This window comes from Sulfitobacter sp. R86518 (genome assembly GCF_042466275.1).
Classification (GTDB): domain Bacteria; phylum Pseudomonadota; class Alphaproteobacteria; order Rhodobacterales; family Rhodobacteraceae; genus Sulfitobacter; species Sulfitobacter pontiacus.
Map to the genome: position 1 here is coordinate 1,149,578 of NZ_JAXHCA010000005.1, position 22,456 is coordinate 1,172,033.

General features: G+C 59.5%; 23 protein-coding genes, 1 tRNA gene and 2 pseudogenes. 15 read left to right on the forward strand and 11 right to left on the reverse strand.

Translation table 11 applies throughout. The features are described from left to right. Positions 1 to 21 precede the first annotated feature (21 nt). Positions 22 to 897 (reverse strand): hypothetical protein, encoded by an 876-nt coding sequence (locus SJY36_RS06470; RefSeq protein WP_005852722.1) that lies wholly within the window; start codon positions 895 to 897, stop codon positions 22 to 24. Positions 898 to 1,024: 127 nt separating this feature from the next. Between SJY36_RS06470 and SJY36_RS06475 the strand changes: the two genes are divergently transcribed. Continuing rightward, positions 1,025 to 1,100: transfer RNA gene (locus tag SJY36_RS06475), tRNA-Thr, on the forward strand. A 728-nt stretch (positions 1,101 to 1,828) separates the two neighbouring features. Then, the gene (locus SJY36_RS06480; protein ID WP_386173748.1) at positions 1,829 to 2,365 is read left to right on the forward strand and encodes a transposase; all 537 of its coding nucleotides are present in this window, start codon (positions 1,829 to 1,831) and stop codon (positions 2,363 to 2,365) included. Between the two features lie 161 nt (positions 2,366 to 2,526). Here SJY36_RS06480 and SJY36_RS06485 read toward each other — a convergent pair whose 3' ends face one another. After that, positions 2,527 to 3,027, reverse strand: a complete 501-nt coding sequence (locus tag SJY36_RS06485) for a hypothetical protein (protein ID WP_386173750.1) — start codon at positions 3,025 to 3,027, stop codon at positions 2,527 to 2,529. A 464-nt stretch (positions 3,028 to 3,491) separates the two neighbouring features. On the opposite strand from SJY36_RS06485, the gene SJY36_RS06490 reads away from it, so the two are divergent. The 4 genes from SJY36_RS06490 to SJY36_RS06505 all read left to right on the forward strand — a co-directional run bounded on the left by SJY36_RS06490 (position 3,492) and on the right by SJY36_RS06505 (position 6,086). Next, entirely contained in the window at positions 3,492 to 4,538 is a 1,047-nt protein-coding gene (locus SJY36_RS06490; protein WP_386173752.1) for an AAA family ATPase, read from the forward strand. A 13-nt stretch (positions 4,539 to 4,551) separates the two neighbouring features. Further along, positions 4,552 to 5,115 (forward strand): metallophosphoesterase, encoded by a 564-nt coding sequence (locus SJY36_RS06495; RefSeq protein WP_386173754.1) that lies wholly within the window; start codon positions 4,552 to 4,554, stop codon positions 5,113 to 5,115. After that, positions 5,112 to 5,453, forward strand: a complete 342-nt coding sequence (locus SJY36_RS06500) for a cyclic-phosphate processing receiver domain-containing protein (RefSeq protein WP_386173756.1) — start codon at positions 5,112 to 5,114, stop codon at positions 5,451 to 5,453. The genes SJY36_RS06495 and SJY36_RS06500 overlap by 4 nt, the downstream gene beginning before the upstream one ends. 228 nt (positions 5,454 to 5,681) lie before the next feature. Beyond that, positions 5,682 to 6,086 carry a hypothetical protein gene (locus tag SJY36_RS06505; protein WP_386173758.1) on the forward strand — a complete coding sequence of 135 codons (405 nt, stop codon included), beginning with the start codon at positions 5,682 to 5,684 and terminating at the stop codon, positions 6,084 to 6,086. Positions 6,087 to 7,152: 1,066 nt separating this feature from the next. On the opposite strand, the gene istB is transcribed toward SJY36_RS06505, so the two are convergent. Both istB and istA read right to left on the reverse strand, forming a co-directional pair. After that, on the reverse strand, positions 7,153 to 7,917 hold the full coding sequence (istB, locus tag SJY36_RS06510) for an IS21-like element helper ATPase IstB (protein WP_386173760.1): 765 nt from the start codon (positions 7,915 to 7,917) through the stop codon (positions 7,153 to 7,155). Then, on the reverse strand, positions 7,914 to 9,413 hold the full coding sequence (gene istA / locus SJY36_RS06515; protein WP_386176464.1) for an IS21 family transposase: 1,500 nt from the start codon (positions 9,411 to 9,413) through the stop codon (positions 7,914 to 7,916). The genes istB and istA overlap by 4 nt, the downstream gene beginning before the upstream one ends. A gap of 97 nt (positions 9,414 to 9,510) precedes the next feature. Between istA and SJY36_RS06520 the strand changes: the two are divergent. The 7 genes and pseudogenes from SJY36_RS06520 to SJY36_RS06550 all read left to right on the forward strand — a co-directional run. Beyond that, positions 9,511 to 9,903 (forward strand): annotated as a pseudogene (locus SJY36_RS06520) (HAD hydrolase-like protein); the annotation flags it as partial. Between the two features lie 115 nt (positions 9,904 to 10,018). Beyond that, a complete protein-coding gene (locus SJY36_RS06525; RefSeq protein ID WP_168592639.1) occupies positions 10,019 to 10,324 on the forward strand; it encodes an SH3 domain-containing protein in 306 nt (101 codons plus the stop codon). A 223-nt stretch (positions 10,325 to 10,547) separates the two neighbouring features. Continuing rightward, complete coding sequence (locus SJY36_RS06530) at positions 10,548 to 10,979, forward strand: hypothetical protein (RefSeq protein ID WP_386173763.1); 432 nt, start codon at positions 10,548 to 10,550, stop codon at positions 10,977 to 10,979. After that, the gene (locus tag SJY36_RS06535) at positions 10,979 to 11,671 is read left to right on the forward strand and encodes a MotA/TolQ/ExbB proton channel family protein (RefSeq protein WP_386173765.1); all 693 of its coding nucleotides are present in this window, start codon (positions 10,979 to 10,981) and stop codon (positions 11,669 to 11,671) included. Before SJY36_RS06530 ends, SJY36_RS06535 begins: the two co-directional genes overlap by 1 nt. Positions 11,672 to 11,699: 28 nt before the next feature. Then, complete coding sequence (locus SJY36_RS06540; RefSeq protein WP_289082131.1) at positions 11,700 to 12,044, forward strand: biopolymer transporter ExbD; 345 nt, start codon at positions 11,700 to 11,702, stop codon at positions 12,042 to 12,044. 3 nt (positions 12,045 to 12,047) lie between these two features. Beyond that, entirely contained in the window at positions 12,048 to 12,437 is a 390-nt protein-coding gene (locus tag SJY36_RS06545) for a biopolymer transporter ExbD (RefSeq protein WP_037943971.1), read from the forward strand. Next, on the forward strand, positions 12,434 to 13,420 hold the full coding sequence (locus tag SJY36_RS06550) for a TonB family protein (protein ID WP_386173767.1): 987 nt from the start codon (positions 12,434 to 12,436) through the stop codon (positions 13,418 to 13,420). The genes SJY36_RS06545 and SJY36_RS06550 overlap by 4 nt, the downstream gene beginning before the upstream one ends. Before the next feature lie 60 nt (positions 13,421 to 13,480). Here SJY36_RS06550 and SJY36_RS06555 read toward each other — a convergent pair whose 3' ends face one another. Then, on the reverse strand, positions 13,481 to 13,681 hold the full coding sequence (locus SJY36_RS06555) for a hypothetical protein (RefSeq protein WP_386173769.1): 201 nt from the start codon (positions 13,679 to 13,681) through the stop codon (positions 13,481 to 13,483). Between SJY36_RS06555 and SJY36_RS06560 the strand changes: the two genes are divergently transcribed. Further along, complete coding sequence (locus SJY36_RS06560; protein ID WP_009826708.1) at positions 13,652 to 15,199, forward strand: MHYT domain-containing protein; 1,548 nt, start codon at positions 13,652 to 13,654, stop codon at positions 15,197 to 15,199. The two genes, SJY36_RS06555 and SJY36_RS06560, sit on opposite strands and share 30 nt — an antisense overlap. A gap of 104 nt (positions 15,200 to 15,303) precedes the next feature. On the opposite strand, the pseudogene SJY36_RS06565 reads toward SJY36_RS06560, so the two are convergent. The 3 genes and pseudogenes from SJY36_RS06565 to SJY36_RS06575 form a co-directional block, all read right to left on the reverse strand. Further along, positions 15,304 to 16,068, reverse strand: a pseudogene (locus tag SJY36_RS06565) (iron chelate uptake ABC transporter family permease subunit); the annotation flags it as partial. Then, complete coding sequence (locus SJY36_RS06570) at positions 16,061 to 16,867, reverse strand: metal ABC transporter ATP-binding protein (protein WP_386173771.1); 807 nt, start codon at positions 16,865 to 16,867, stop codon at positions 16,061 to 16,063. The pseudogene SJY36_RS06565 and the gene SJY36_RS06570, both read right to left, overlap by 8 nt. Continuing rightward, a complete protein-coding gene (locus tag SJY36_RS06575; RefSeq protein ID WP_386173773.1) occupies positions 16,864 to 17,346 on the reverse strand; it encodes a Fur family transcriptional regulator in 483 nt (160 codons plus the stop codon). The genes SJY36_RS06570 and SJY36_RS06575 overlap by 4 nt, the downstream gene beginning before the upstream one ends. Positions 17,347 to 17,434: 88 nt before the next feature. Between SJY36_RS06575 and SJY36_RS06580 the strand changes: the two genes are divergently transcribed. After that, positions 17,435 to 18,619 (forward strand): zinc ABC transporter substrate-binding protein, encoded by a 1,185-nt coding sequence (locus SJY36_RS06580; protein ID WP_386173775.1) that lies wholly within the window; start codon positions 17,435 to 17,437, stop codon positions 18,617 to 18,619. Positions 18,620 to 18,634: 15 nt separating this feature from the next. Here the strand turns inward: SJY36_RS06580 and SJY36_RS06585 are convergent, their stop codons facing one another. From SJY36_RS06585 to SJY36_RS06595, 3 genes are all read right to left on the reverse strand, one after another. Beyond that, a complete protein-coding gene (locus tag SJY36_RS06585) occupies positions 18,635 to 19,687 on the reverse strand; it encodes a permease (RefSeq protein ID WP_386173777.1) in 1,053 nt (350 codons plus the stop codon). Continuing rightward, a complete protein-coding gene (locus SJY36_RS06590) occupies positions 19,684 to 19,998 on the reverse strand; it encodes a helix-turn-helix transcriptional regulator (RefSeq protein ID WP_132996782.1) in 315 nt (104 codons plus the stop codon). The genes SJY36_RS06585 and SJY36_RS06590 overlap by 4 nt, the downstream gene beginning before the upstream one ends. A gap of 138 nt (positions 19,999 to 20,136) precedes the next feature. Then, the gene (locus tag SJY36_RS06595) at positions 20,137 to 22,167 is read right to left on the reverse strand and encodes a PhoX family protein (protein WP_386173779.1); all 2,031 of its coding nucleotides are present in this window, start codon (positions 22,165 to 22,167) and stop codon (positions 20,137 to 20,139) included. Positions 22,168 to 22,456 lie beyond the last annotated feature (289 nt).

The window sequence follows — 22,456 nt, forward strand, 5'->3', positions numbered from 1 at the left end:
CCTTAGACGGTGGTCCCGCCGTTATGGCAGGATCACCCGCACGCCGGGAATTTCCTGAATGCGCGCAACGTCTTCGTCGTAAACCTCGGTCATCTCTTCGACCAGCTCTTCGGTCCAGCTGGGCATGTCCAGCTCTTCCTCAAGCGCGTCGTCGATCACGTATTTGTCCAGAAACGCCGCGATCACGCGCGGGTGCTCTGCCGTCGTCATCTCGGGGTGGGAGGCGAGATAGGATTTGAACCGTTTCATGCCTTCGGGGCGCATGATCGTTTCCAGCAGGTCGAATTCGCCGTCCAAGGGTGCCATCGTGGGCAGGCCCGCCATCTCGCGCATGATCTGGCCCCAGATCAGGGGGGCGTCTTCGTTGCACCATACGGTCACGGGAATCTCGGGCGCGGAATCACGTAGCAGCGCCAGCGTGTCGGACCAGCGCACATCCAGCGGATCCTTGTCGCCCCAGAACTGCGGCGGAGATTTATCGGCCGACACATCATACAGCACCGGCAGCAGGGTCGCGGGATTGCGGATGCCCATGAAAATCTGCAGTTCATCCTCAGGGAAAAGCTGCGCCATGCGCATCATCCGGACGGGGGCAGCGGGATAAAGCATCCCTTCAACAACCGCCGTCGCAGGGGTGCGAAAGAAGTTCGCGTCGGAAAAGATCACCCGATCCGCGTCGGAATCTCCCATGACCGCGTCCAGCAAGACATCCCGCGCCCCGTCCGAGGCGGATGTTTTATACATCGCATTCAACGTATCGCGAAACAGACCACGATAGGTCGCGGGGCTCGGCACATGGGTGCCCGCTTGCGTCAAAAGATCGTGGTTCGACTGGAGGCTTTTCAGCAGCCTGTCTTCTTCGGTGTAATGGGCACCTGTGTGCAAAATCAACTGCATGAACGTCTTCTCACCCTTACTGATACCGGCTTTCCAATAGCCTTTCCTGCGACTTGTGTAAAACTGCAAAAAATTGACATTTCCCCTCTTGCACGGCTCGCAGCAATCTCTTAAACGCTCCCTCAGTGCCCCTATAGCTCAGCTGGTAGAGCAACTGATTTGTAATCAGTAGGTCCGCGGTTCGAGTCCGTGTGGGGGCACCATCGTCATAAAATGCGTTAAGATGCAGTCAGTAGATACCATATTTGGTGCGTGATTGTTATTTCTGGCCTATATATTGACATCTTCGCCCATAAGATTTTTATCCATCCCGACAATCACTAATGTTGTGCGTTAATTGTTTTAGCAGCGTCGCCACCGATTTTCATCCGATATCGCTTCGGGTGCAGTAATCATCGTCCGGTGTTCATCGAGGCCAGTTAGCGGTGGTCAATGGCATGATCTACCAACATCTTGGAATGCTGCGCGGAATGTCGCGCCGTGCTGGGTGCTTAGGCAGCTAAAGATCACAGAAGAAGTATACTTCCGGGATGCATTGAAAAGTTTCGGTTTGTCGAAATATTCGTACACCATGTGAGAATATGTCCCACTGGGCCTCATGTAGGCGTGCAGGATACACGAAAACGACAAGCTCGAGGTAGCATTGACGTTAGCTGTGTACCTCGGTGATCCCTTTGGTGCAGCGCGCCAATCACGTGCCAGTAGGGAGCAATGTCTATCCCAAACAGACGTTGCGAGGCGTGACCTCAAAATGTTGCAACATCCCGCACCGGCCATCAATAGCCGAGCCGTTTGACCTTCGCTTGCACAATCTGACAGTCCAAGGATAGGTGCGTTGGAGTGAGCGCGCTGTGAAACAATCAGTGTCCCTGATGTTTTATACCTGACAGGGTCGGAGGCAATAAAGTTGCGGAGCGCAGATTGCGCTGGAATGGCTGAGGCAGATTGCAGCTCCATATCGCATCGATACACAAATCCGCAGCATGCCCTCATCGTAAAGGTTGGCTGTCCGAATAGACACATCCGTTCCGATCTTCGCGAACTTCAAAAACTGGTTGGCACAGGGAAGGGGGCAGGTCTCAGCTCAATCCCCCCTTCTGGCGCGATCCTCAAACACATTGCAAAACAGTGGGGTGTGGTGATCCTGTTTCTAACCGACGGAACGATTGAGAAGGACCACAACAAAGTCGAACGCACCATCCGGCCCATTGCCATCTGTCGTCAATACAAGATCTTTGCCGGTGACCAAGCCGGGGTGCAAAACTGGTTCATCCAAGCCTCTCTCATAGAACCCTGCCAAGTAAATGGGATTGAGCCGCATGGCTACATGACCTGGAGGATCACCGCTTTCGCGAACGGGTATAGGTTAACCCAGATCAGCAAGCTCCTGAAATCGGACCGCAACCTGACCGTGTGTTCGGAACTTCGCTTCCGAAGCGCTTGTTGCCAAGGCAGCTTCTATCATTAAACATGGATGCCGATTGCGTGGTAATCCAGGTAGCGCAATTTTGAGCTGCAGCCCACTCCGGACAAGGCGTCATACATTCCTTTATCAATAGCAATCCGCGAGGCGTGGCCTTTTGGGGCTTCCTCGTTCCCAGTATCTGGCCAGTTTTTGAGTGGCTGTTCTTACATAGGTAGAGGTTCGGAGATTTCCGCCTCAAAGGAAGTCAAAATGGCATCCGCATCTGTCGCCAACCGATCGCAGGGCCGTGCATCACCGAGGTTGCGGTTGGGCAGGGTGAGCCAATGTAAGAGCGCCATCTGACCACCCCAGTCTTCTGGGCGCATCTTCATTACCTCTATAAGTGCCGGATAGACGCGTAGCTTGGCTACGTCGAACTGGAACAATGGATAGGCCGGATGCCCATCAATGTTGAAGCGAAAGATCTTAAATCTGACTTGTCGACGAAACAATATGTCAGAGGGGTCCGGTTCCGATAACCCCAGCAAAACGGCAGCTTTATCTTGATCTACCATTTGGACCGAGGCCATGATTTCATCTCGCACTTCCGCGACACGCCGCATTCGCTCAAAGAATTCTTCTTCTCTGGGGCCGGGTTCTTCCATTTTTTTGGCGAACCAATCAGACCACCCTGGGTCCGATTGGTTCGGCTTTGTATCGTCCATCACAGCGTTCTCCCTCCGCTTAACCAACTCTACCACAATATTTGCTTTAAGAATAAGCGATACGCACACAGCGCGATCAAGGCCTCGGCCATAGCGCGGTAGCACGGCTTATCGTTGTGGTTGTGAATGAGATTCAGTGTATTTGGCTACACCACGATGACGATGGTGCGCCGTCTGGGGGCCTGCGATCACTGTTGCAAATAGTGTATTACTTACACGTCCATAGAGCCAGAACGCCCGGCGTTTCATCTTTAGAAACCGAACGCTTCGTCACTGCCCCTCAAGAGTTGAAATTCCTATTGTCAAACACCCTCAAAATGCCTATGACTACAACCATGACACGCAGCATCCTCATATCATTCAACGTTTGATATACCCCTTACGGGGCTTTGCGGAACTGCGCATACATTTTCCAAGCTACAGTCCTGCGAAGCTCCATCTGTCTATTTTTTCGGATGGCCTGCATGAAATCGAAAATCCCCTTCCTTACTCGTCTCCGCTACTTCTCCGTAGAGAATGAATCCGTCGTGGATCGCCTGACCGGCCATCTGCTGCGCCTTCGGGCCTCGAATGGCGATCAAATCGATATTGACCTAAGTTCGAAGGACGAGGCAAAAATTAGACGGCGGGCAAAACTTATTTGGGACATCCGGGAAGGCTATGTTTCATCTCGGACTCTGAAACGCGAAGATCGAGAAAGGCTGAAGAGTGCATCTACGGGGGTAACACTTCGCGGTCCAGCCACTGAGCACGAGGTTGATCTCATCGGAGCAGCCCTTCACGATGAAATGCCTTGGATGCGGCCTGTAACCGAAAAGATTTGGCTTGATATGCGCAGCCATCTCCAGTCTGGCGGAGTTGGGGTGAAGTTCTCGCCCACCCTGATCGTCGGTCCGCCAGGGATTGGCAAATCGCATCTTGCCCGACGCTTAGGAGAATTGAGCAAATCCCCATCTATGGCTATTGACGTTTCGGCTACTACGGAAGGTTTTAGTGTAGTAGGCAGTCAGCGAACTTGGGGCAGCTCCACTCCGGGTCGGCCGGTACAAGCCATTCTTGAGACGGGAGTTGGTAACCCCATCGTCGTAATCGATGAGATTTGCAAAGCAAGGATTGTAACTTCATCCAATGGCGCAAATACGTCTGTATTGCACGGCCTCTTGGGCCTTTTAGAGCCGGTTAGCGCTCGGAACTGGGATTGCCCCTACCACCAGACCAGCTTCGACATGAGCCATGTCAACTGGATCCTGACTGCGAACCTCAACGATCGGCTGCCTGATGCCCTCCGCTCTCGCATGCGCATTGTATCGGTGCCCCCCTTAACGACAGATCACCTCGTACAGTTTGCCGAGAAGGAGGTACTCAAACGCGGCTTGTCGAACGAAATCGTTGAAGACATTCTGCGGCTCCTCTCCGCTTATCCGGATCAGCATCCGTTGAGAAACCTCCGTACCGTGACAAAGCATCTCAATGACATTGAGGCTTTGTGCAAAATGCCAATCTTGGTGTGAAGGATTACCATCAATGACAAACTGGTACACCGCCGACCTCCACTTTAATCACGCCAACATTATTCGGCATTGCACACGCCCGTTCGCATCAGCCGAGGAAATGGATAAGGAGATTTTGCAACGGCTGCAGTGCGTAGGCGAGGACGAGGACCTATGGATCTTGGGAGATTTTGCATTTGCAAAGAATGCCGAAAGCAGACGTTATGTCGCGGAACTCTTCGAAGCCATTCCCGGCCGCAAACATCTTGTTCGAGGAAATCACGACCACAAGAGCACGCGAAATCTCCCGTGGGCATCAGTACAGGATTTGGTTGAGATCAGGGATCAAGAGCAAGATTTAGTCTTGTGTCATTACCCTCTGATCACTTGGAATAAGGCGAGATATGGGGCCCTGCATCTGTTTGGTCACGTACACGATGACTTCACAGGGTATCACGGCGCACTAAACGTCGGGGTAGATTGCTGGGGCTTCAGGCCAGTTAGATTGCGCGAAATCCAATCTCGAGCAGCGCGGTTTGAAGCTCAACCACCAATCGGGATTGATGCAAACGGCAACGTAGAGAAGCTAAGCAAATGAGTTACCCCCTATTTATCGACGACGAACGGGATCCACCTGCGGACCGCCAACAATGGCGTACCGCTCGTAACCTGAGAGAAGTCGCCTTGATCATCAAGGAACTCGGGCCACCCAACTTCATTAGCTTTGATCACGATCTTGGAGAGAATGAACCAACCGGCTACGACATTGCGAAGAAACTCGTCGCAGGAGACCTTGGCGAACTTGGAGGCAAAGAGTTTGAACGGGGATTACCCACCGATTTCTCGTTTTACGTCCACAGCCAGAACCCGGTCGGTGCGGGAAACATTCGGACTCTGCTGGTCAACTACCTTACGTTCCGTAATAGGCAGGGGTAGCCAGCAATGTTGATATCGAAGGGCTTTCTCAAAAAATGTGGGTGCCAGCGCATTTTCGCTTCCGAGCATGCGAACGGTAAGAACTGGGAGGCGCGCGAACCATATCAAGTGATGCGCGGTCACAACACATCGAGCACTAATTGGGTGCGCTATAGCACCATAGTTCAATTTTTCCCTGCGTTTCTTTAAGCGTTTGCTCCTGAGTAAAACGGCAGGATATCAAAAACTATGATTAAGTGGATATATCGCAAAATTAGGCCAAGTGCCCCATTCGCTGTATTTACTTTTTTTATAATACTTTGGGTGCTGTTTGGCATATTGCCCGGCGGCTGTGAAAGCGAGATTGCCGAATGTCTACCCGACGGGGAGTCTGGAACATTAATTCGTGCTATTACCAAATTTAAAAAAGCCGAGTTTGGTCCATTCGAAGCTTTAATGGCTGCCCTCGCATTTGCTGGGCTTATTCTCACCCTGGTAATGCAGCAGCATGAGCTTCGCCTCGCGCGGGCGCAGACAGAAGAGCAAACAGAGATCTTTAATCTACAGAGCTTTGAAACAAGCTACTATCAAGCGGTCGATCAATTCAGAACATTTCACTCTGAAATCGCAACGGAAATCGACCCCGCGACTTAAAAAATTGCGGAGCTGTACCAAATCGGGGCTCTTCTCGATAATACCCAAAAGCCCGTTCGAGAGGGTAGCGGAATAGAGATCTTAAACGGAAAAGTTCGTGCAGTTGTGCTTGCGCATCTGGTTGTGAACTTCTGTGATGGAGTAATTGAAAAATTGGGGGATGAGGACCCAGTCTCGCCCGAGGATGTTGAAGTGGGAAAACATAACCATTTGCGAGGCAAAAAACTCTGCGATCTTGAGATAGCACTTGAAAACGAAGTAAAGAGCCCATCTGACTTTGAAAATATTGGAAAGACGGTAATTTGGTACGGGGGACTCTCTACCCGCTTATCAAAAGAGTAAGAGGCATACTCAAGATCCTACATGCCCAACCGCTACAAAGACGACTGCAGTATATTGATTTCCTCCAAGTAGAACTGAAGCCGATGGAAATGGGACTGATTGCACTCTGCGCACTACATCAAGCACCGTATGGCAAGGTGAAGAGTGCGAACACTCCAAGCTTTCGGGAACTGGTACGGGAAAGTGGGCTACTGAATGATTTTCCAGCCGGCACTGCAAAATTATTACGGTCCATGTTGTCTCAAGACGACTGGCGCACTCTTGTGAATAAGTGCGGCCTGAGCGTTGCTACAACTGAAGGTATCGATGCGACATAAGTGTCGGGAAAACCGAACATGTCTTCGGCCTTGCGCCTCTCAGCAGCTATCGATCTATTTGGATTGACGTCGACAGAGACTGGGCGCGTTAATCGACATTTGACACGATGGCGTATGATGGTTTGTGGAAGCCCCTCAGGCGGTCATCTCGTGGGCATAACTTACCTTGGCCAAAGACATCGAAAATCTTGACGCCGCTCGGCCTGGCGCAAGAAAACCGGATGCCTCAGTTGAAGTACGACCAATCCACGTCCGCGGCAATAGGATTTTGTCAACGGCGGAGTAAAATTCGGCCATTGTGGCGGAGCAAAAGTCGGCCAGTTTGGGGCGAGCGCCTTGGAGCGTGCGGCCCTCATATAGCAAGCCCGGTCCAAGGCGCATTGGCCGTCAGGCCAATTCTGTGAGGTTCATTTGTTAGCGGCGGCGAGGCAGGCGCGGCTTTGATTGAGGCGGTAGCTTTCGCCGTTCATCTCGAGGATGTTGACGTGGTGTGTCAGCCGGTCCAGCAGCGCGCCGGTCAGGCGTTCGGTGCCGAAGGTTTCGGTCCACTCCTCGAAGGGCAGGTTGCTTGTGATCAGGGTCGACCCTCGCTCGTAGCGCTGTGAGATCAGCTCGAACAGAAGCTCGGCGCCGGTTTTGCTCAAGGGGACGAATCCCAGCTCGTCGATGATCAGCAGTTTGACCTTGGCGAGTTTGCGCTGGAGTTGCAGGAGGCGTTTTTCGTCGCGGGCCTCCATCATCTCGTGCACGAGGGCTGCGGCGGTCACGAAGGCGACAGGCAATCCTTTCTGGCAGGCAGCCAGTCCCAGCCCGAGGGCGACATGGGTCTTGCCGGTGCCGGAGGGACCGAGCGCGATCACATTCTCCTTGCGTTCGATCCATTCGCAGCGCGCCAGCTCCAGCACCATCATCTTGTTGAGCGACGGGATCGCCTTGAAGTCGAAGCTGTCCAGGCTTTTGATGGTCGGGAACTTTGCGGCCTTGATCCGGCGTTCCACCATGCGCCGTTCCCGGTCGATCAGTTCCAGCTCGGTCAGCCGGGCCAGGTAACGCACGTGATCTACGCCTTCAGCGGCGCAGATACGGGCCTGCTTGTCATGTTCACGCAAGAACGTGGGCAGCCGAAGCGTTTTGAGATGGTGGGCCAGCAGCAGTTCGGGTGCATCCGTCATGCCCCACCTCCTGCCAGCAGGCTCATGTAGGATGCGGCGGAGGTGGTGGTGATGTTGGTTCTGGGCAGGAAGGGATAGACATCCAGATCCAGCCTCGGAGGCCTTTGCTCGACCCTGCACAAGATCAGGTGCTTGATTGCATCGAAGCTGACCGCTCCCATTCGCAGGGCATCTTTGACGGCAAGATGCAGCACGTCAATCTCGAAGCGCTCCAGAAGGCGCAGGACCTGCACATACTCGCGCTTGCCGGCCTTTCCCTGCCGGGCTTCCAGCAGTCGGCGCAGGGTTTTGAACGCTTCGGGCAACTCCCAGCCCTGCAGAGGCGCGGCCTGATCGAAGGACATGATCTTGCGTTCGATCAGCGCCAGGTAATGCAGTGGATCAAACACCATGTCGCCGGTGTCGTAGGAGCGCGAATGCTCAGCGATCACCTCGGCGCCGCAGCCGATAACAACCCGGGTCACGAAGCCCTTGATCCAGACCGCACGGTGGCCGTAGGCAACCGGCACCGAGTAATCATTGCCGCGATAACGCACCACCGATGTCGATGTGACCTGGCCACTTTGCAACTCACAGGCCTCAAAGGGGGTGCCGGGCAAATCCCGCATCGCCGCGAGATCGGCCTTCAGCCGTTCCCCGATGCTGACCTTGTGGCCACGCAGAACATCACCCTGGCGCTTGCGGCACTGCTCTTCCAGGTGAGCGTTGAACGCGTGCCAGTCCGGAAAGGACGGGATCGGCACCATGAAGTTGCGACGTCCGTAGCCGACCAGCCCCTCCACGGCCCCTTTGTCATTGCCCTTGCCGGGACGGCCATAGCGGTCCCGGATCACGTAATGCGACAACATCGCGCTGAACCGCTGGGTTCTTTGCCGGGAGCCATCCGGCAGAATCCGGGCTACCAGGCAGCGGTCATTGTCATAAAGAACCGACTGGGGAACCGCGCCGAAGAACGCAAAGGCATGGACATGGCCGTCAAGCCACGCCTCGGTATTGGCCGCAGGATAGGCCCGGATGAAGCATGCGTCGCTGTGCGGCAGATCGAGGGCAAAGAAGTGTGCCTTCTGCTCGACGCCGCCGATCACGACAAGCGCTTCACCAAAATCGGCCTGTGCATGACCGGGCGGATGGCTCAGCGGCACGAACATCTCCTTGCCGGTCCGCTTACGGTCTCGAACGTAATCCTTGACGATGGTGTAGCTGCCATCAAAACCGCACTCGTCCCGCAACCGCTCGAAAATACGCTTGGCGGTGTGACGCTGCTTGCGAGGGCGGCTCCTGTCTTCAGCAAGCCATTGGTCCATCTGGCTGGTGAACGCATCCAGCTTCGGGCGCCTGATCGGCGCTGTCCGCCGATATCCCGGCGGTTCCGAATAGGCCAACATCTTCGCAACACTGTCCCGGCTGATCCCAAAATCCCGGGCAATCTGACGCCCGCTCAATCCATCCTGGAAATGAGCGTGACGCACCTTCAAATACAAGTCCACGGTGTATATCCCCAAGCCCTCCCGAAATCCGAAAGGGCAAAAGTGGACGACTTTTACGCCGCCCGCGACAACACTATGCCGTCGCTACCGTGGCCGAGTATTGCTCCGCCGTTCACAGCTGGAGGCGTCGCTGAAACGCGCGCCCCGTCCGGTGCTGGTGGGCAATCCCGATCTGGTGGCACCGCGTGAAACGGGCCTCTCGCGGGAACCGGGCTGGTTTGCGCACCGGCTGGCCGATCGCACCGGTGTGATGCCTGTGTTTCTGGGCAAGCCGTTCGGGCAGGTCTTTGACATCGCCCTCGGCCGGTTCAATCGCGCCCTTGCTCCCGAACGGGTGCTGATGGTCGGCGATACGCTGCATACCGATATTTTGGGCGGCGCGCAGGCGGGCTTTGCCACGGCGCTGGTCACGGGCTATGGCTCGCTCACGGGGCTGGATGTGACGGATGCCATCGCGCAGGCCGGTCTGTCGCCCGATTTCATCGTGCCCAACATCTGACGCCCGCGCATCGGCGGATCGGCGGATGATGACCCCTTGCGCGATATCACGGTTTATTTTGTGGCCCCCACAGGCTACCACCGAACCCGAGGCTATCAGAACAAGGGCAAGAAAAATGCGCAAAGCAGTGACCGCCGCCGTATCGGCAATCGTGATCGCGACCACCTTGGGGGCCACCCCCGCCACCGCAGGATCGCTGGGCCGTTTCGAGGTAACGGGCGTGGATGAGGATGACATGCTCAAGATGCGGGCAGGGCCGGGGACGGGGTTCATCGTGCTGCTTGGTCTGCCCAACGGCACCATTTTGCAGGTGCACGATTGTCAGCAAACCGGCGGCACGCGCTGGTGCGACGTCTCGCTTGATCAGGCCCGCCGCGTGCGCGGTCACGTGTCCTGGGCCTATCTGCGCAAGCTTCGGTAACGCGGGCGGCGCAGACTACCTTTGCGGTTTGTCGCCGGCGCATGCATTCCTGAATAGTTGATTGTTAAAGTCAGGATTGCGCCTTGTCGTGATCTTTGCTAGGCACGGCGCAATCGCGCTGTGCCAAAAGGGCTGTTTGCCCGCTGCGCCGCGCCAGAGCCAAAGGTACCCATAGCGCCTTAGCCAAAAATCTCATCGTTTCATCCCACGGTCAGGAGGTCCCATGTCCCGTTTCCGTACCGCTATTCTGTCGCTGCCCTTTGTGATCGCAGCCCCGCTGGTCGCCGCGCAAGAGACCGATATCAAGGATCAAATCTCGGTCGAGCTGAACGCGGCAGAGACCACCGAAGATGCCTGCAAGCTGACCTTCATGATCACCAATGGCTTGGAGACGCCGGTCGACAAGATCATCTACGAGGCGGTGCTGTTTGACACCGAAGGGCAGGTGGACCGGCTGACGCTGTTTGATTTCGGCACCCTGCCACCGGCCCGCCCGCGCGTGCGCCAGTTCGTCGTGCCGCAAACCACCTGCGAAGGGCTGGGCCGCATCCTGTTCAATGGGGCCAACGCCTGCGAGACCGGCGGCAGCGCCAGCGGCATCTGTGACACCGGCCTGCTGCCCACATCGCGCACGTCAATCGAGGTTCTGGGCTGATGGATATGTTCTCTGCACTGATCGCATCGTTCCGCCAGATCGCTGAAACCGGCGGACCGGTTGTTGTTGTCCTGATGGGCGTCGCCGTGCTGACGTTGGCGGTGGCGATCTATAAGGTCTGGCAGTTCTGGCGCTCTGCCGTGGGGCGGCACAAGGCGCTGACCGAAGCGGTAGAGGCATGGGACCGTGGCGACAAACCCGCCGCCCGCGAGGCTTTGGGCCGGTCGAAAAGCTACCTCGCCCCCGTGATCAAGATGGCGATGGTGTCGAACGGCAAGGGCAGCGGCGCAGGCGTAGAGCGTTTGCAAGCCGAGGCAGAGACGCGTTTTGCCAAGCTCGAAACCGGTTTCCGCCTGCTCGATTCCGTGGCGCAGCTGGCCCCCTTGTTGGGCCTGTTCGGTACGGTTCTGGGCATGATCGAGGCTTTCCGGTCGCTGCAAGCCGCCGGTTCGCAGGTCGATCCGTCGATCCTTGCGGGCGGTATCTGGGTGGCGCTGCTGACCACGGCTGTCGGTCTGGTGGTGGCGATGCCCACGGCACTGATCCTCAGCTGGCTGGAACAGCGGATGGAGGCAGAGCGGGTGATCGCGGATAAGGCGATCCTCACGGTGCTGAACCCGTCCAACGACGTGCCAGCCCCTGCCGCCGCCACGCCAGCGCCGACGCCAGAAATGGTCGCCGCACATGGCTAGGCCGCGCACGCGCAGACGGCGGCTGTCGATGACCTCCCTGATTGATGTCATCTTTCTGCTGCTGCTGTTCTTTATGCTGACCTCGACGTTCTCGAAGTTCTCCGAGGTGCCGCTGGCCGCTGCCGGTTCGGGCGCGGTCGCGCAGGCCAGCGATGCCAAGCCGGTGTTCTTGCAGCTTGGCCCCGATACCCTGCGTCTGAATGGCGACGAAATCGCACTGGACGCGCTGGCCGGATCATCCTTGGCCGAGGCCGAGACAGGCACCGTGCTGCTGGTCTCGCTCGGGGCGGATGTGGATGCGCAGCGGTTGACGGATGTGCTGGTCAAACTGCGCGAGATGCCTGCCTTGCAGGTGTCGGTATTGGGGGGCTGACAGATGCGCCGATTTGCCAAATCCAAACCGCAGCGCGAACCGACCATCGCGTTGATCAATATCGTCTTTCTGATGCTCGTCTTCTTCATGGTCGCGGGCACGCTGGCGCAGCCGCTGGACCCCGATCTGAAACTGGTCGAGACCCGCGCGCTTGAGGGGCAGGCCCCGCCGGACGCTTTGGTGATCTACCCCGACGGGCGGTTGACTTACCAAGGCGCGGCGCAGGTGGATGCCGCGTCCTATGTCGCCAGCCTGTCTGACGAAGACCGCGAGATCATACGCCTTGTGCCGGATCGCGCCTTGCCTGCCGAGACGCTGGTCGCGCTGACCCGCGACTTGCGTGCGGCGGGGGCGCAGAAGGTGATGCTCGTCACGCAAAGGGCACTGCAATGATATCGCATTCTCCTACAGCCAAAGTGGTCTCTTTCGCGTTGGCGGTCGGGATCGTCGCGGGGGCTGTCACCATCGGTCTGCCGCAAGAAGAGATCGCGATCGAAGGGGGCGGTGCGCCGGTCGAGGCGATGATGGGCAGCAGTTTCGAGGATATGGCCGTGGGCACGCTCACGCCGGAACCGGCAGCACCGGCAGAGACGCCCGTGGCCGAGGTGCCCACCGCCGCAGAACCCCTGCGCCCCACTACAGCAGAACAAACCCCGCCCGAGCAGGCCGAGCCGGTCACCCCGCCCGAACAAGCGCAGCCCGTGACCCCGCCCGATGTGGCAGCGGTGACGCCTGCGGCCCCCGCAGCATCCGCCGCCTTGGTGCCCGCGCCGCTGGCCGTGCCCCCCTCCGAGAGCGCGCAAGTCGCGCCGCCGCCTGAAACCCTGCAGGCGCAAGACCCCGACAGCGACGCCCCCGTCCTGTCGCGCCGCCCCATGCGCAAGAACCCTGAAACCGCTGCCAAGATCGCTGAGGCCCGCGCCAAGCAAGAGCAGGCAGAGCGTGAACGCCGTCAGGCAGAGCAGCAAGCCGCCAAGAAGAAAGCAACGCAGCAAGCCGCCGCACGTGGCAATGCGCAGCGCAATGCGACCAAGGGGTCTTCGTCGGGTCAAAGCACATCGGCCAAATCCACGAACACCGGCAAACGCCAAGCCGCCGCATCGGCGCAAGGCAATGCCGCCGCCAGCAACTACCCCGGTCAGGTCATGCGCCGCATCTCGCGGGCGGGCAAGCCGCGCGTTCGCACCACGGGCACCGCGACGATCGCTTTTGCCATCGCCAGCAATGGCGGGTTGGCCTCTGTGTCCGTGGCACGGGGGTCCGGCTCTGCCGCGCTGGACCGGGCGGCGGTATCGGTGATCCGCAAGGCCGCCCCTTTCCCGCGTCCCCCCGCTGGCGCGCGGCGGCAGTATTCCATCAAGATCAAAGGGCAATAGGCGGGGCGTTCAGCCCCCTACGCCTTGCTTGAAGTGCAGCCGTCGCGGCGGCATCAGCCCTTAAATACTGGCCATTTCCGCCGGATTGGTACCCTGCAAGCTGTTGTTTCCCATGATAAAAAAGACCGAAAATTTTTCTTGGTTACCACCAGTATAACGTAAACACGCCTCAAATCTGCCGTTTTCTCCGCCGATTAACTGTCCGGTAATCAACAGGTAGAGTGCGCCGACATGTTCAAAGTAGCCCATACGATCCATCATGATCACGACCTTGGTCTCGTGCTTCTGGCCGGGCTGCTTTGCGCCTTTGGCTGCTGGGTGGTGTCGCGTTTGTATCAGCACGCCTTAGGGCGCCCGCGCAGACAGGCGCTGATCTGGTACTTCCTCACGGCGATCACGGCGGGCGTTGCGGTCTGGTGTACGCATTTTATCGCAATCCTCGCGTATCAGCCTTCGGCACCGGTAACGTTTAACTTGCAACTGACCTTTGTCTCGCTGTTGATCGCGATTGCAGGGTCGACCGTGGGCATCATGGTGGCGGGCATGTTCCGGTCGCTCGCGAGCACGATCATCGGCGGCACGATCTTTGGCGTTGCGGTATCGGCGATGCACTACACCGGCATGGTGGCCTACCGCGTCGAAGGCGTGGTGACCTGGGACCGTGGCTACCTCATCGGGTCTGTTATTCTGGCGGTGGTCCTGTCGACTGCCGCGCTGTATCTGGGCAGCCGCAGCGCCCGGTGGAGCGGGCTGCAAATGACCGGCGTCTTGACGCTCGCCATCATCGGGCTGCATTTCACCGGCATGGCCGCGTTCAGCGTGGACTGCATCGGGCTGAAACCCGGCTATACCAACCCCGAAGAATACAAGCTGCTCGCACTGGTGATCGCGGGCACGGCGACGACAATCACCCTTGGCGGCCTGTTCACCTATTTCATCGAAAACCGGACCCGCATGGAAAGCATCGAGGAGTTGCGCAAAGCCCGCGACGCTGCCGAAGGGGCGAGCCGCGCGAAATCCGAATTCATGAGCGTTCTCAGCCACGAACTGCGCACGCCGCTGACCATCGTGATCGGCTATGCGGGCTTCTTGACCAAGCTCAAGACCACGACCACGGCCAAACTGTCGCCGGGTGAGCCGATCACCGAAAAACACTATAATATCATCGGGGATCAGGCAGAGCTTTATGGCCAGCGCGTCAAATTCGCGGGCAACCACCTGCTGACGATCATCAACGATATTCTCGACTATACCAGCATCGAGCTGAACGACATCAAACTGGCCAAGACGACATTCCCCACACGTGCGCTGCTGGCGCAGGTCGAGGACCAGTTTCAGGGCATGGCGCAGGGCAAGGATGTGACCCTGCATATCCCCGACGGCAGCCTTGACGTGATCGCTGACCGTGGCCGCTGCTTGCAGATCCTGATCAATCTGGTGGGCAATGCGCTCAAGTTTTCCAAGGGCAAGGATATCTTCCTGCGGGCCGAAGTGGACGGCGGCGGCTTCCGCTTCGAGGTCGAAGACAATGGTGTCGGGATGGAGCAGAAAGATCTGGAATCGATCTTTCAGGCCTTCACGCAGATCGAAAGCGCCGACAACCGGTCAGAAGGCGGTACAGGGCTCGGGCTGGCGATCTGTAAGAAACTGGCGCTGGCGCATGGGGGCGATATCTCGGTCTCCAGCACGGTGGGCAAGGGCACCAAATTCTCGGTCTTCTTCCCGCATAGTCTGGTGAGCACCGGGCGTCCGTCGCAGTCTTTCGCGGCAGCCGCTTGATCGAATAGGGTCACCCCCGAAACAGCAAGGGCCGCAGCGTGATGCTGCGGCCCTTGCTGTGTGTGCAGATCAGCGCCTAGCGTTTCAGCAACGGGGCCACGCCGAGAGGACAACATGAAAAGCACCGCCGCGACGCTGACGATGCTGGGCCCCGTCGGCGTGTCGAGCGTGAAGGACGCGGCCAGCCCGCCCAAGGCGGCGATCATCCCGATGATGCAGGCCGCCATGGCCATGACTTCGGGCGTGCGGGCAAAGGGGCGGGCGGCGGCGGCGGGGATGATCAGCATCGCCGCGATCAGCAGCGCGCCGACCACCTTGATCGCGACCGCAACCGTTACCGCAAGCGCCAGCGTCAATATCAGCTGTTCACGGCGCGGATTGACCCCGCTGGCGGTCGCCAGATCGGGGTTCAGCGTGGACGACAGCAATGCCTGCCAGCGCCAGACCAGCAGCGCGATCGACAGGACGGCGCCGCTCCAGATGATCGCAAGGTCGGCCTTGGTCACGGCCAGAATCTCTCCGAACAGATAGGCGCTGAGGTCGACACGCTGGTTCGGCAGCAGCGACACCGCCACAAGACCGATGGCCAAGGCCCCGTGGGCCAGCACCCCCAGCAGCGTATCCGTGCCCAGGCTGCGCCCGTTCAGGGCCGTCACGATCAGCGCCATCGACAGGGCCACCAACAGCACCCCCGCGAAAATCGGCAGCTCGAACGCCAAGGCCAGCGCGACCCCCAGCAAAGCCGCGTGCGAGGTTGCATCGCCAAAATAGGCCATGCGCCGCCAGACGACGAAACAGCCCAAAGGCGCGGCTGCAAAGGCCACACCGATACCGGCAAGCCCGGCACGTATCAAAAAGTCATCAAGCATCTTGGTCCCCATGGGCGTGGTTGCAGCCGGCACCATGGGTATGGCCCTGCGCATGGTCGTGGTCGTGGGTGTGGCCATGATCATGTGCATGATCATGCGAATGCGAATGTTCGTGCCGGTAAAGCGCCAGCGCCCCTTGGGTGCCGGTGCCGAACAACGCGCGGTATTCCGGCGCATCGGCGACGATCTCGGGGGTGCCTTCACAACAGACATGACCGTTCAGGCACAGCACCCGGTCCGAAGCCGCCATCACCACATGCAGATCGTGGCTGACCATCAAGACGGCACAGCCCATGTCGCGGCGTACCTCTTCGATCTGGCGGTAAAACGCGGCAGAGCCGGGTTGATCCAGCCCCTGCGTCGCCTCGTCGAGGATCAGGATATGGGGTTTGTTCAGCAGGGCCCGCGCCAGCAACACGCGCTGGAACTGGCCGCCCGACAGGTCGGTCATCTGCTTTTTCGCCAGATCCGTGACCCCCGCCTGTAGCAGCGCCTGCGCGATGGTCTCGCGGGGCTGGCGGCGGGGCAGGTTCAAAAAGCCATGCACCGTCAGCGGCAGCGTCGCGTCGATTTGCAGCTTCTGCGGGACATAGCCGATGCGCAAATCCGCGGCACGGGTGATCGTGCCTGACGCGGGTTTCAGCGCGCCGATCAACGCCCGCAGCAAGCTCGACTTGCCCGACCCGTTGGGGCCGACGATGGTCACGATCTCGCCGCGCTCAACGGCGATATCAACGTCGCGCAGCACCGTTTGCCCGCCAATGCGCAGGGTCAGATTCCGGGTGGCGATCAGGCTCATGCGGTGGCTCCGTCCTGACAGGAGGGGCAGAGGCCCTGCGCCTCGATCACCGTGCGTTCAATCTGGAACCCCGCCGCGCGGGCCGCATCGCCCAAACGCCCTTGGGTCAGCGCCGTGTCGCTTTCGGCAACCGATTGGCAACTGCGGCAGATCAGGAAGGCCGGCGTGTGATCGGCACCGACGTGGCTGCAGGCGATATAGGCGTTCAACGCCTCGATCCGATGGGCAAGCCCCGCTTTCACCAGAAAGTCCAGCGCGCGATAGGCGACGGGCGGCTGCGCCCCGAGCCCTTCGGCAGAGAGATGCCCCAGAATATCATAGGCCCCCAAGGCGCGGTGTTCGGCCAGCAGCAATTCCAGCACGCGGCGACGTATCGGTGTCAGCCGAAGGTCCGAGGCCGCGCAACGCGCCTCTGCGGCGGCCATCGCGTCGTCGACGCAGGCCCCGTGATCATGCGTTTCAAATCCAATGGTCGACATATTTCGCCTCCGTAGCAGGGTTCGGTATTGATATGTTATAACGTGTGATCTATCAAGGTTATAGTATAACATTAATAGGAGCCCGCCAATGCGCCGCCTGCTTTGCACAACCCTACTTTTCTCTGCCGGTCTGGCCCATGCAGAGGTGCCCCGTGTCGCCACCGATATCGCGCCGGTACATTCGTTGGTTTCTATGGTCATGCAGGGTGCAGGCAGCCCCGATCTGATCATCCCGCCCGGCGCGTCTCCCCACAGCTATGCCATGCGCCCCAGCGAGGCGCGCGCGGTGGCCAAGGCCGATCTGGTGGTCTGGGTCGGTCCGTCACTGGCTCCGTGGCTTGAAGAGCCGATGAGCAGTCTGGCGCAGGGGGCCGAACGTCTGACCTTGCAAGACGTAGAGGGTATCCGCCTGCTGACCAACCGCAGCGGCGTTGCGTTCGAAGCCCATGATCACGGAGATCACGAAGGTCATGATGATCACGACGGTCATGATGATCACGCGGGGCACGTTGATCACGAAGGGCACGACCATTCGGCTCACGAAGGTCATGGCGACCACGAGGATCACAAAGATCACGACGGTCATGACGACCACGCGGGGCACGATGATCACGGGGATCATGAAGGGCACGACCACGCCGATCACGAAGGCCATGATGACCACAAAGGTCACGATGACCACGCAGATCACGATGGCCACGACCATGAGGCACATGAAGAGGCAGACGCCCACGAAGGGCACAATCATGCACCCGGCGCGCTGGACCCGCATATCTGGCTAGATCCGCAGAACGCAATCGTCTGGCTGGATGCTATTGCTGTAAGATTGTCCGCGCAAGACCCTGAAAACGCAGAGCTTTACGCAGATAACGCTGCGCGGGCCCAAGCGCAGCTGGTAGATCTTCAAGCCGGTATCCAGGCCGAGCTGACGCCGCTTCGGGGGCAGAAGTTTGTCGTCTTCCACGACGCCTATCACTATTTCGAAGCCCGCTTTGATGTCGAGGCAAGTGCTGCGATCTCGCTGAGCGATGGGGCCGCCCCCAGTGCCGCGCGTCTGGCCGAGGTACGCGATGTGGTAAAGGACACGCAGGCCGCCTGCGTCTTTACGGAGCCCCAGTTCAACGCCGGTCTGGTCGAGGCGCTGCAAGACGGCACGGCGCTGAAATCCGCCTCGCTTGATCCGATTGGCGCCGCGCTTGAGCCGGGGGTGGACATGTACCCCGCTTTGCTGCGCGATCTGGCAGCAGCTTTTACCAGCTGTCTGGCAGAATAAGCCCCGCTTCGGGCGTCACAGCGACGCCCAAAGTTGAAACAGCAGCCCCGAGGCAAATGACCCTGTCAGTGCGATCCCGATATACAGCGCGAAGACAGGGCGTTTGACCAAGGCCCAGACGGCGATGGCCGCGGGCAGGGAGGTCACCCCGCCCGCGACCAGAAACGACAAACCTGCACCGGGGGCCATGCCCTGTCCGATCAGCCCGCCCACCAGCGGCAGCGCGGCATAGCCGTTCAGATAGGCCGGCACCCCCACCAAGGTCGCGATCCCGATCGGGGCCAGCCCGCTGCCGCCAAGGGCGCGGGTCACCAGCTCTGCGGGAATCCATGCCAGCATGAGGCTTTCCAGCAGGAACGCCAGCGTCAGCCATTTGGTCAGGAAGATCGTGGTCTTGGCGGCCTCGCGCAGAAATTTGGCGGATCGCGTCTTGTCGTGCCAGAAGGCCCAAACCACGGGGTGCGATGTGCGGACCTTCGACGCGCCACAGCCGCCATTGCCCACGCCGTCGCGCAGCGGGTCGGCCAGCGCACCCGCGCGGGACAGCAGATGTACAATGATCCCGCCAAACACCCCGAGCCCGACGGCCGCGATGGTCTTGGCCACCGCGAACTCCACCCCAAGAACGCCGGTGGTCAGCACGAACATCGATGGGTCCATGACGGGCGACGCCAGCCAGAAGGCCATGACGGCGGACAGGGGCACCCCCATCGCCAGCAGCGCCGCGATCAAGGGGATCACCCCGCATGAACAGAAGGGCGAGACGCCACCGGCCAGTGCTGCAATGGCGATCATCACGGCGGGTGATCCGGTAAAGGCCCGCGCGATCAGCCCGTCGGCTCCCGTGGCTCCCGCGTAGGCGGCAACCGCGATGGACAGGATCAGAAACGGCGCGACATCCAGCAGGTTGGTCGCGGTAAATTGCGCGCTGGTCACGGCAAGCGGCGCATCAAGGGCTGCGACAGCGGCCAGCACCGCGATACAGACCAGCCACACGCGTTCTTGCGTCCAGATGTGATGGGCCAGCGACCTGAGCGGGCTGCGCGCGGGGTGGGGCAGGTCGGTCATGCGGCGGACTCCTTCTTGAGCGAAACGCCGGTGCAGCATTCGGAGGTGAGAAATGAAAGCGTCGCCCGCATCACGTCGAAATCGACGCGGTTGACGATGTTGCGCCCGTCACGGCGCTGGATGATCAACCCCGCATCGACCAACGCCCCAAGGTGATGGGCAAGGGTGGAGGGGGCCGCGTTCAGATGGGCACCGATCTCCCCCACGGTCAGCGCGTCTTCACCGGCGCGGACAAGCAGGCGAAAGATCGCGAGGCGGGTATCATGGCCAAGGGCGGCGAGGGCGCGGGCAGTTGTTTGATGTTCTGTCATAGCATCAAACAAAACTATAAAACTAGTTTTGTAAAGATGATTCGCATTTACCGGAGCGACAAAGAAATTGCGCCCAAGGGGGGGAACCCTTGGGCGCAGAGATTTTGAAATGAATTTGGTTGGAATAGGGTCGGGGCGTCAGACGGCGATCTTGCCGCCGCCCTGTTTGGTGACCACAACCACCGCAGGGCGCGGGGGCATCTTGGGATCAAAATCGGGCCAGCGGGTGGCGGGATCTTCAAAGGTGCTTTCACGCTCGAACCCGGGGATGTTCTTGGTCCCGTCCGTGCCGGGGTGCTGCACGGCGACAAACAGCGTCTCGCCGTCGTCGGTAAAGTAGGGGCCGCACATCTCTCCGCCGACGGGGCAGCGGAAGAACAGCTTGGACGTGCCGCGCGCCTCGCCTTCGGTTTCGACCGCATAAAGCCCGTCCGACTTGCCCGTCTTGGCCCAGTTGCTGCCCTGATCCGTGCTGACCCACAGGCGGCCATCTGCGTCGATGGCGCAGTTGTCGGGGCTGCCGAACCACCCGTTGTCGGAGGTTTCAGGGTTCCATTGTGCGCCCACGTCCGACACCGACGGATCACCGCATTTCACAAGGATCGACCAGCGTCCTTTCGTCGCCGCGTGGTTGCCGCCGTCTTCCTTGATCTCGATGATGTGGCCAAAGCTGCTGTCGGCACGCGGGTTGGCGGCGTTCACCTCATCCTCTTTGCGTTTTGTGTTGTTTGTCAGCATGATATAGGCCGTGCCGTCACCACGGGGCTGCGCGTCTTCGGGGCGGTCCATCGGGGTCGCGCCCAGCAGATCGGCGGCGATCCGCGTGTCGATCATCACGTCGCCTTGGTCATTGAAACCGTTTTCAGCCGTCAGCGGACCGGTGCCGTGGGTCAGGGGCAGCCAGGTCACCGTGCCATCTTCGTCAAAGCGCGCGACATAAAGCGTGCCATCGCTCAGCAGTTTGGCGTTGGCCGCCCGGTCGTCCGAGACCTTGCCCCCCGAGACGTATTTATACTGGTAATCAAAGCGGTTGTCGTCGCCCATATAGATCACCAGACGCCCGTCACTGCTGACCGTGGTTTCCGCACCTTCGTGGCGGAAGCGGCCCAAAGCGGTGTGTTTGACGGGGGTAGAGGTCGGGTCCATCGGGTCCACCTCGACCACCCAGCCGAATTTATTGGGGGCGAGAGGCTCTTTATCGATGTTGAAACGGTCGTATTGCGCGCCCCAGGCGTACCACATGCCCGGCACGCCATAGCGTTTGTAGGACGCGGCTTCGGGATGGTCATCGGCGATCACTGGTTTGCCTTCGGCGTCCAGCTGGTCGCTCCAGAAATAGCCGTGGAAGTTCTCTTCGGCCATGAGCCACGTCCCCCAAGGGGTCAGCCCGCCGGCGCAGTTGTTCAGCGTGCCGATCACATTCACCCCGTCGGGGTCGTCGTTGGTCTTCATCCGCGCATGGCCCGCGGCGGGGCCGTCGATGGTCATCGCGGTGTCCAGCGGGGTGATGCGGCGGTTCATCTTGCCGTCGCGCACCACCTGCCAGACCCCGGCGTCGTCCTTGGCGATCTCGACCACCGAACCACCGTGGGCGGCCATTTCAATGTCGATCAGCGCGGGCGTCATGCCGGAAAACTGCGCGCGGTCCTGACGGCCAAGACCGGGGAACATCACCTCTTCGTTGGTGTATTCGTGGTTCACACAAAGCAACCCGCGGCTGCCATCGTCATTCAGCGGGACAAAGCCCACGTAGTCGTTGTTATAGCCGAACTGCTTGAGCTGCGCCGCCGCGGTCTGGTTCATCACGTCGAATTCGGGCGCGTCGGCGGTGATCGGATCGCCCCACCGCAGCAGCACATTGGCGTCATAGCCGTCGGCCACATGATGGGTTTCGTCATTGCCCCATGCCAGTTCGTCAAAGACATAGCGGCTGTCGGCGGTGGCGGCACTTGCCTGACGCGGCGCGACCATTGCCGAGGTCCCGAACAATGCGGTTGTCGCCGTGACCCCCAGCATGCCGCGCAAGATGTCGCGGCGTCCGTAGCGCGCGTTGATCACATCGCCGATGGTGCGCTGCAGATTGGGGTTGGTGGGGATGTCGTCGAAGGCTTCAAAGGCTTCGGCCTTGTTGCCGATTTCGGGATCATCGAGGATTTGGCGACGTGTCATGGCTATTCCTTTATTGTGTCGGGCAGTGCGTCTGGCGAGGTGACTCGCGGTTGCGCCTTATGTCGTCGCGATGTGCTACAAATGTGTTCCGCTTTCATGACAGTTCTGTGACAGGGCGCGCGGCGGTGGGCCGTACTGCGCGCCACCCTAGCGCAGGAACGGGCGGGATGTGGGCGAAAATTGGCTGCCGGTATCCGCGGCACAGATCAGCGGGGCAGGGCGGTGGCGCAGGGCCAAATCCAAAGCCAAGGGGATGATCGGTCCTGCCCCCCTTGAACCCCCTAGGTGG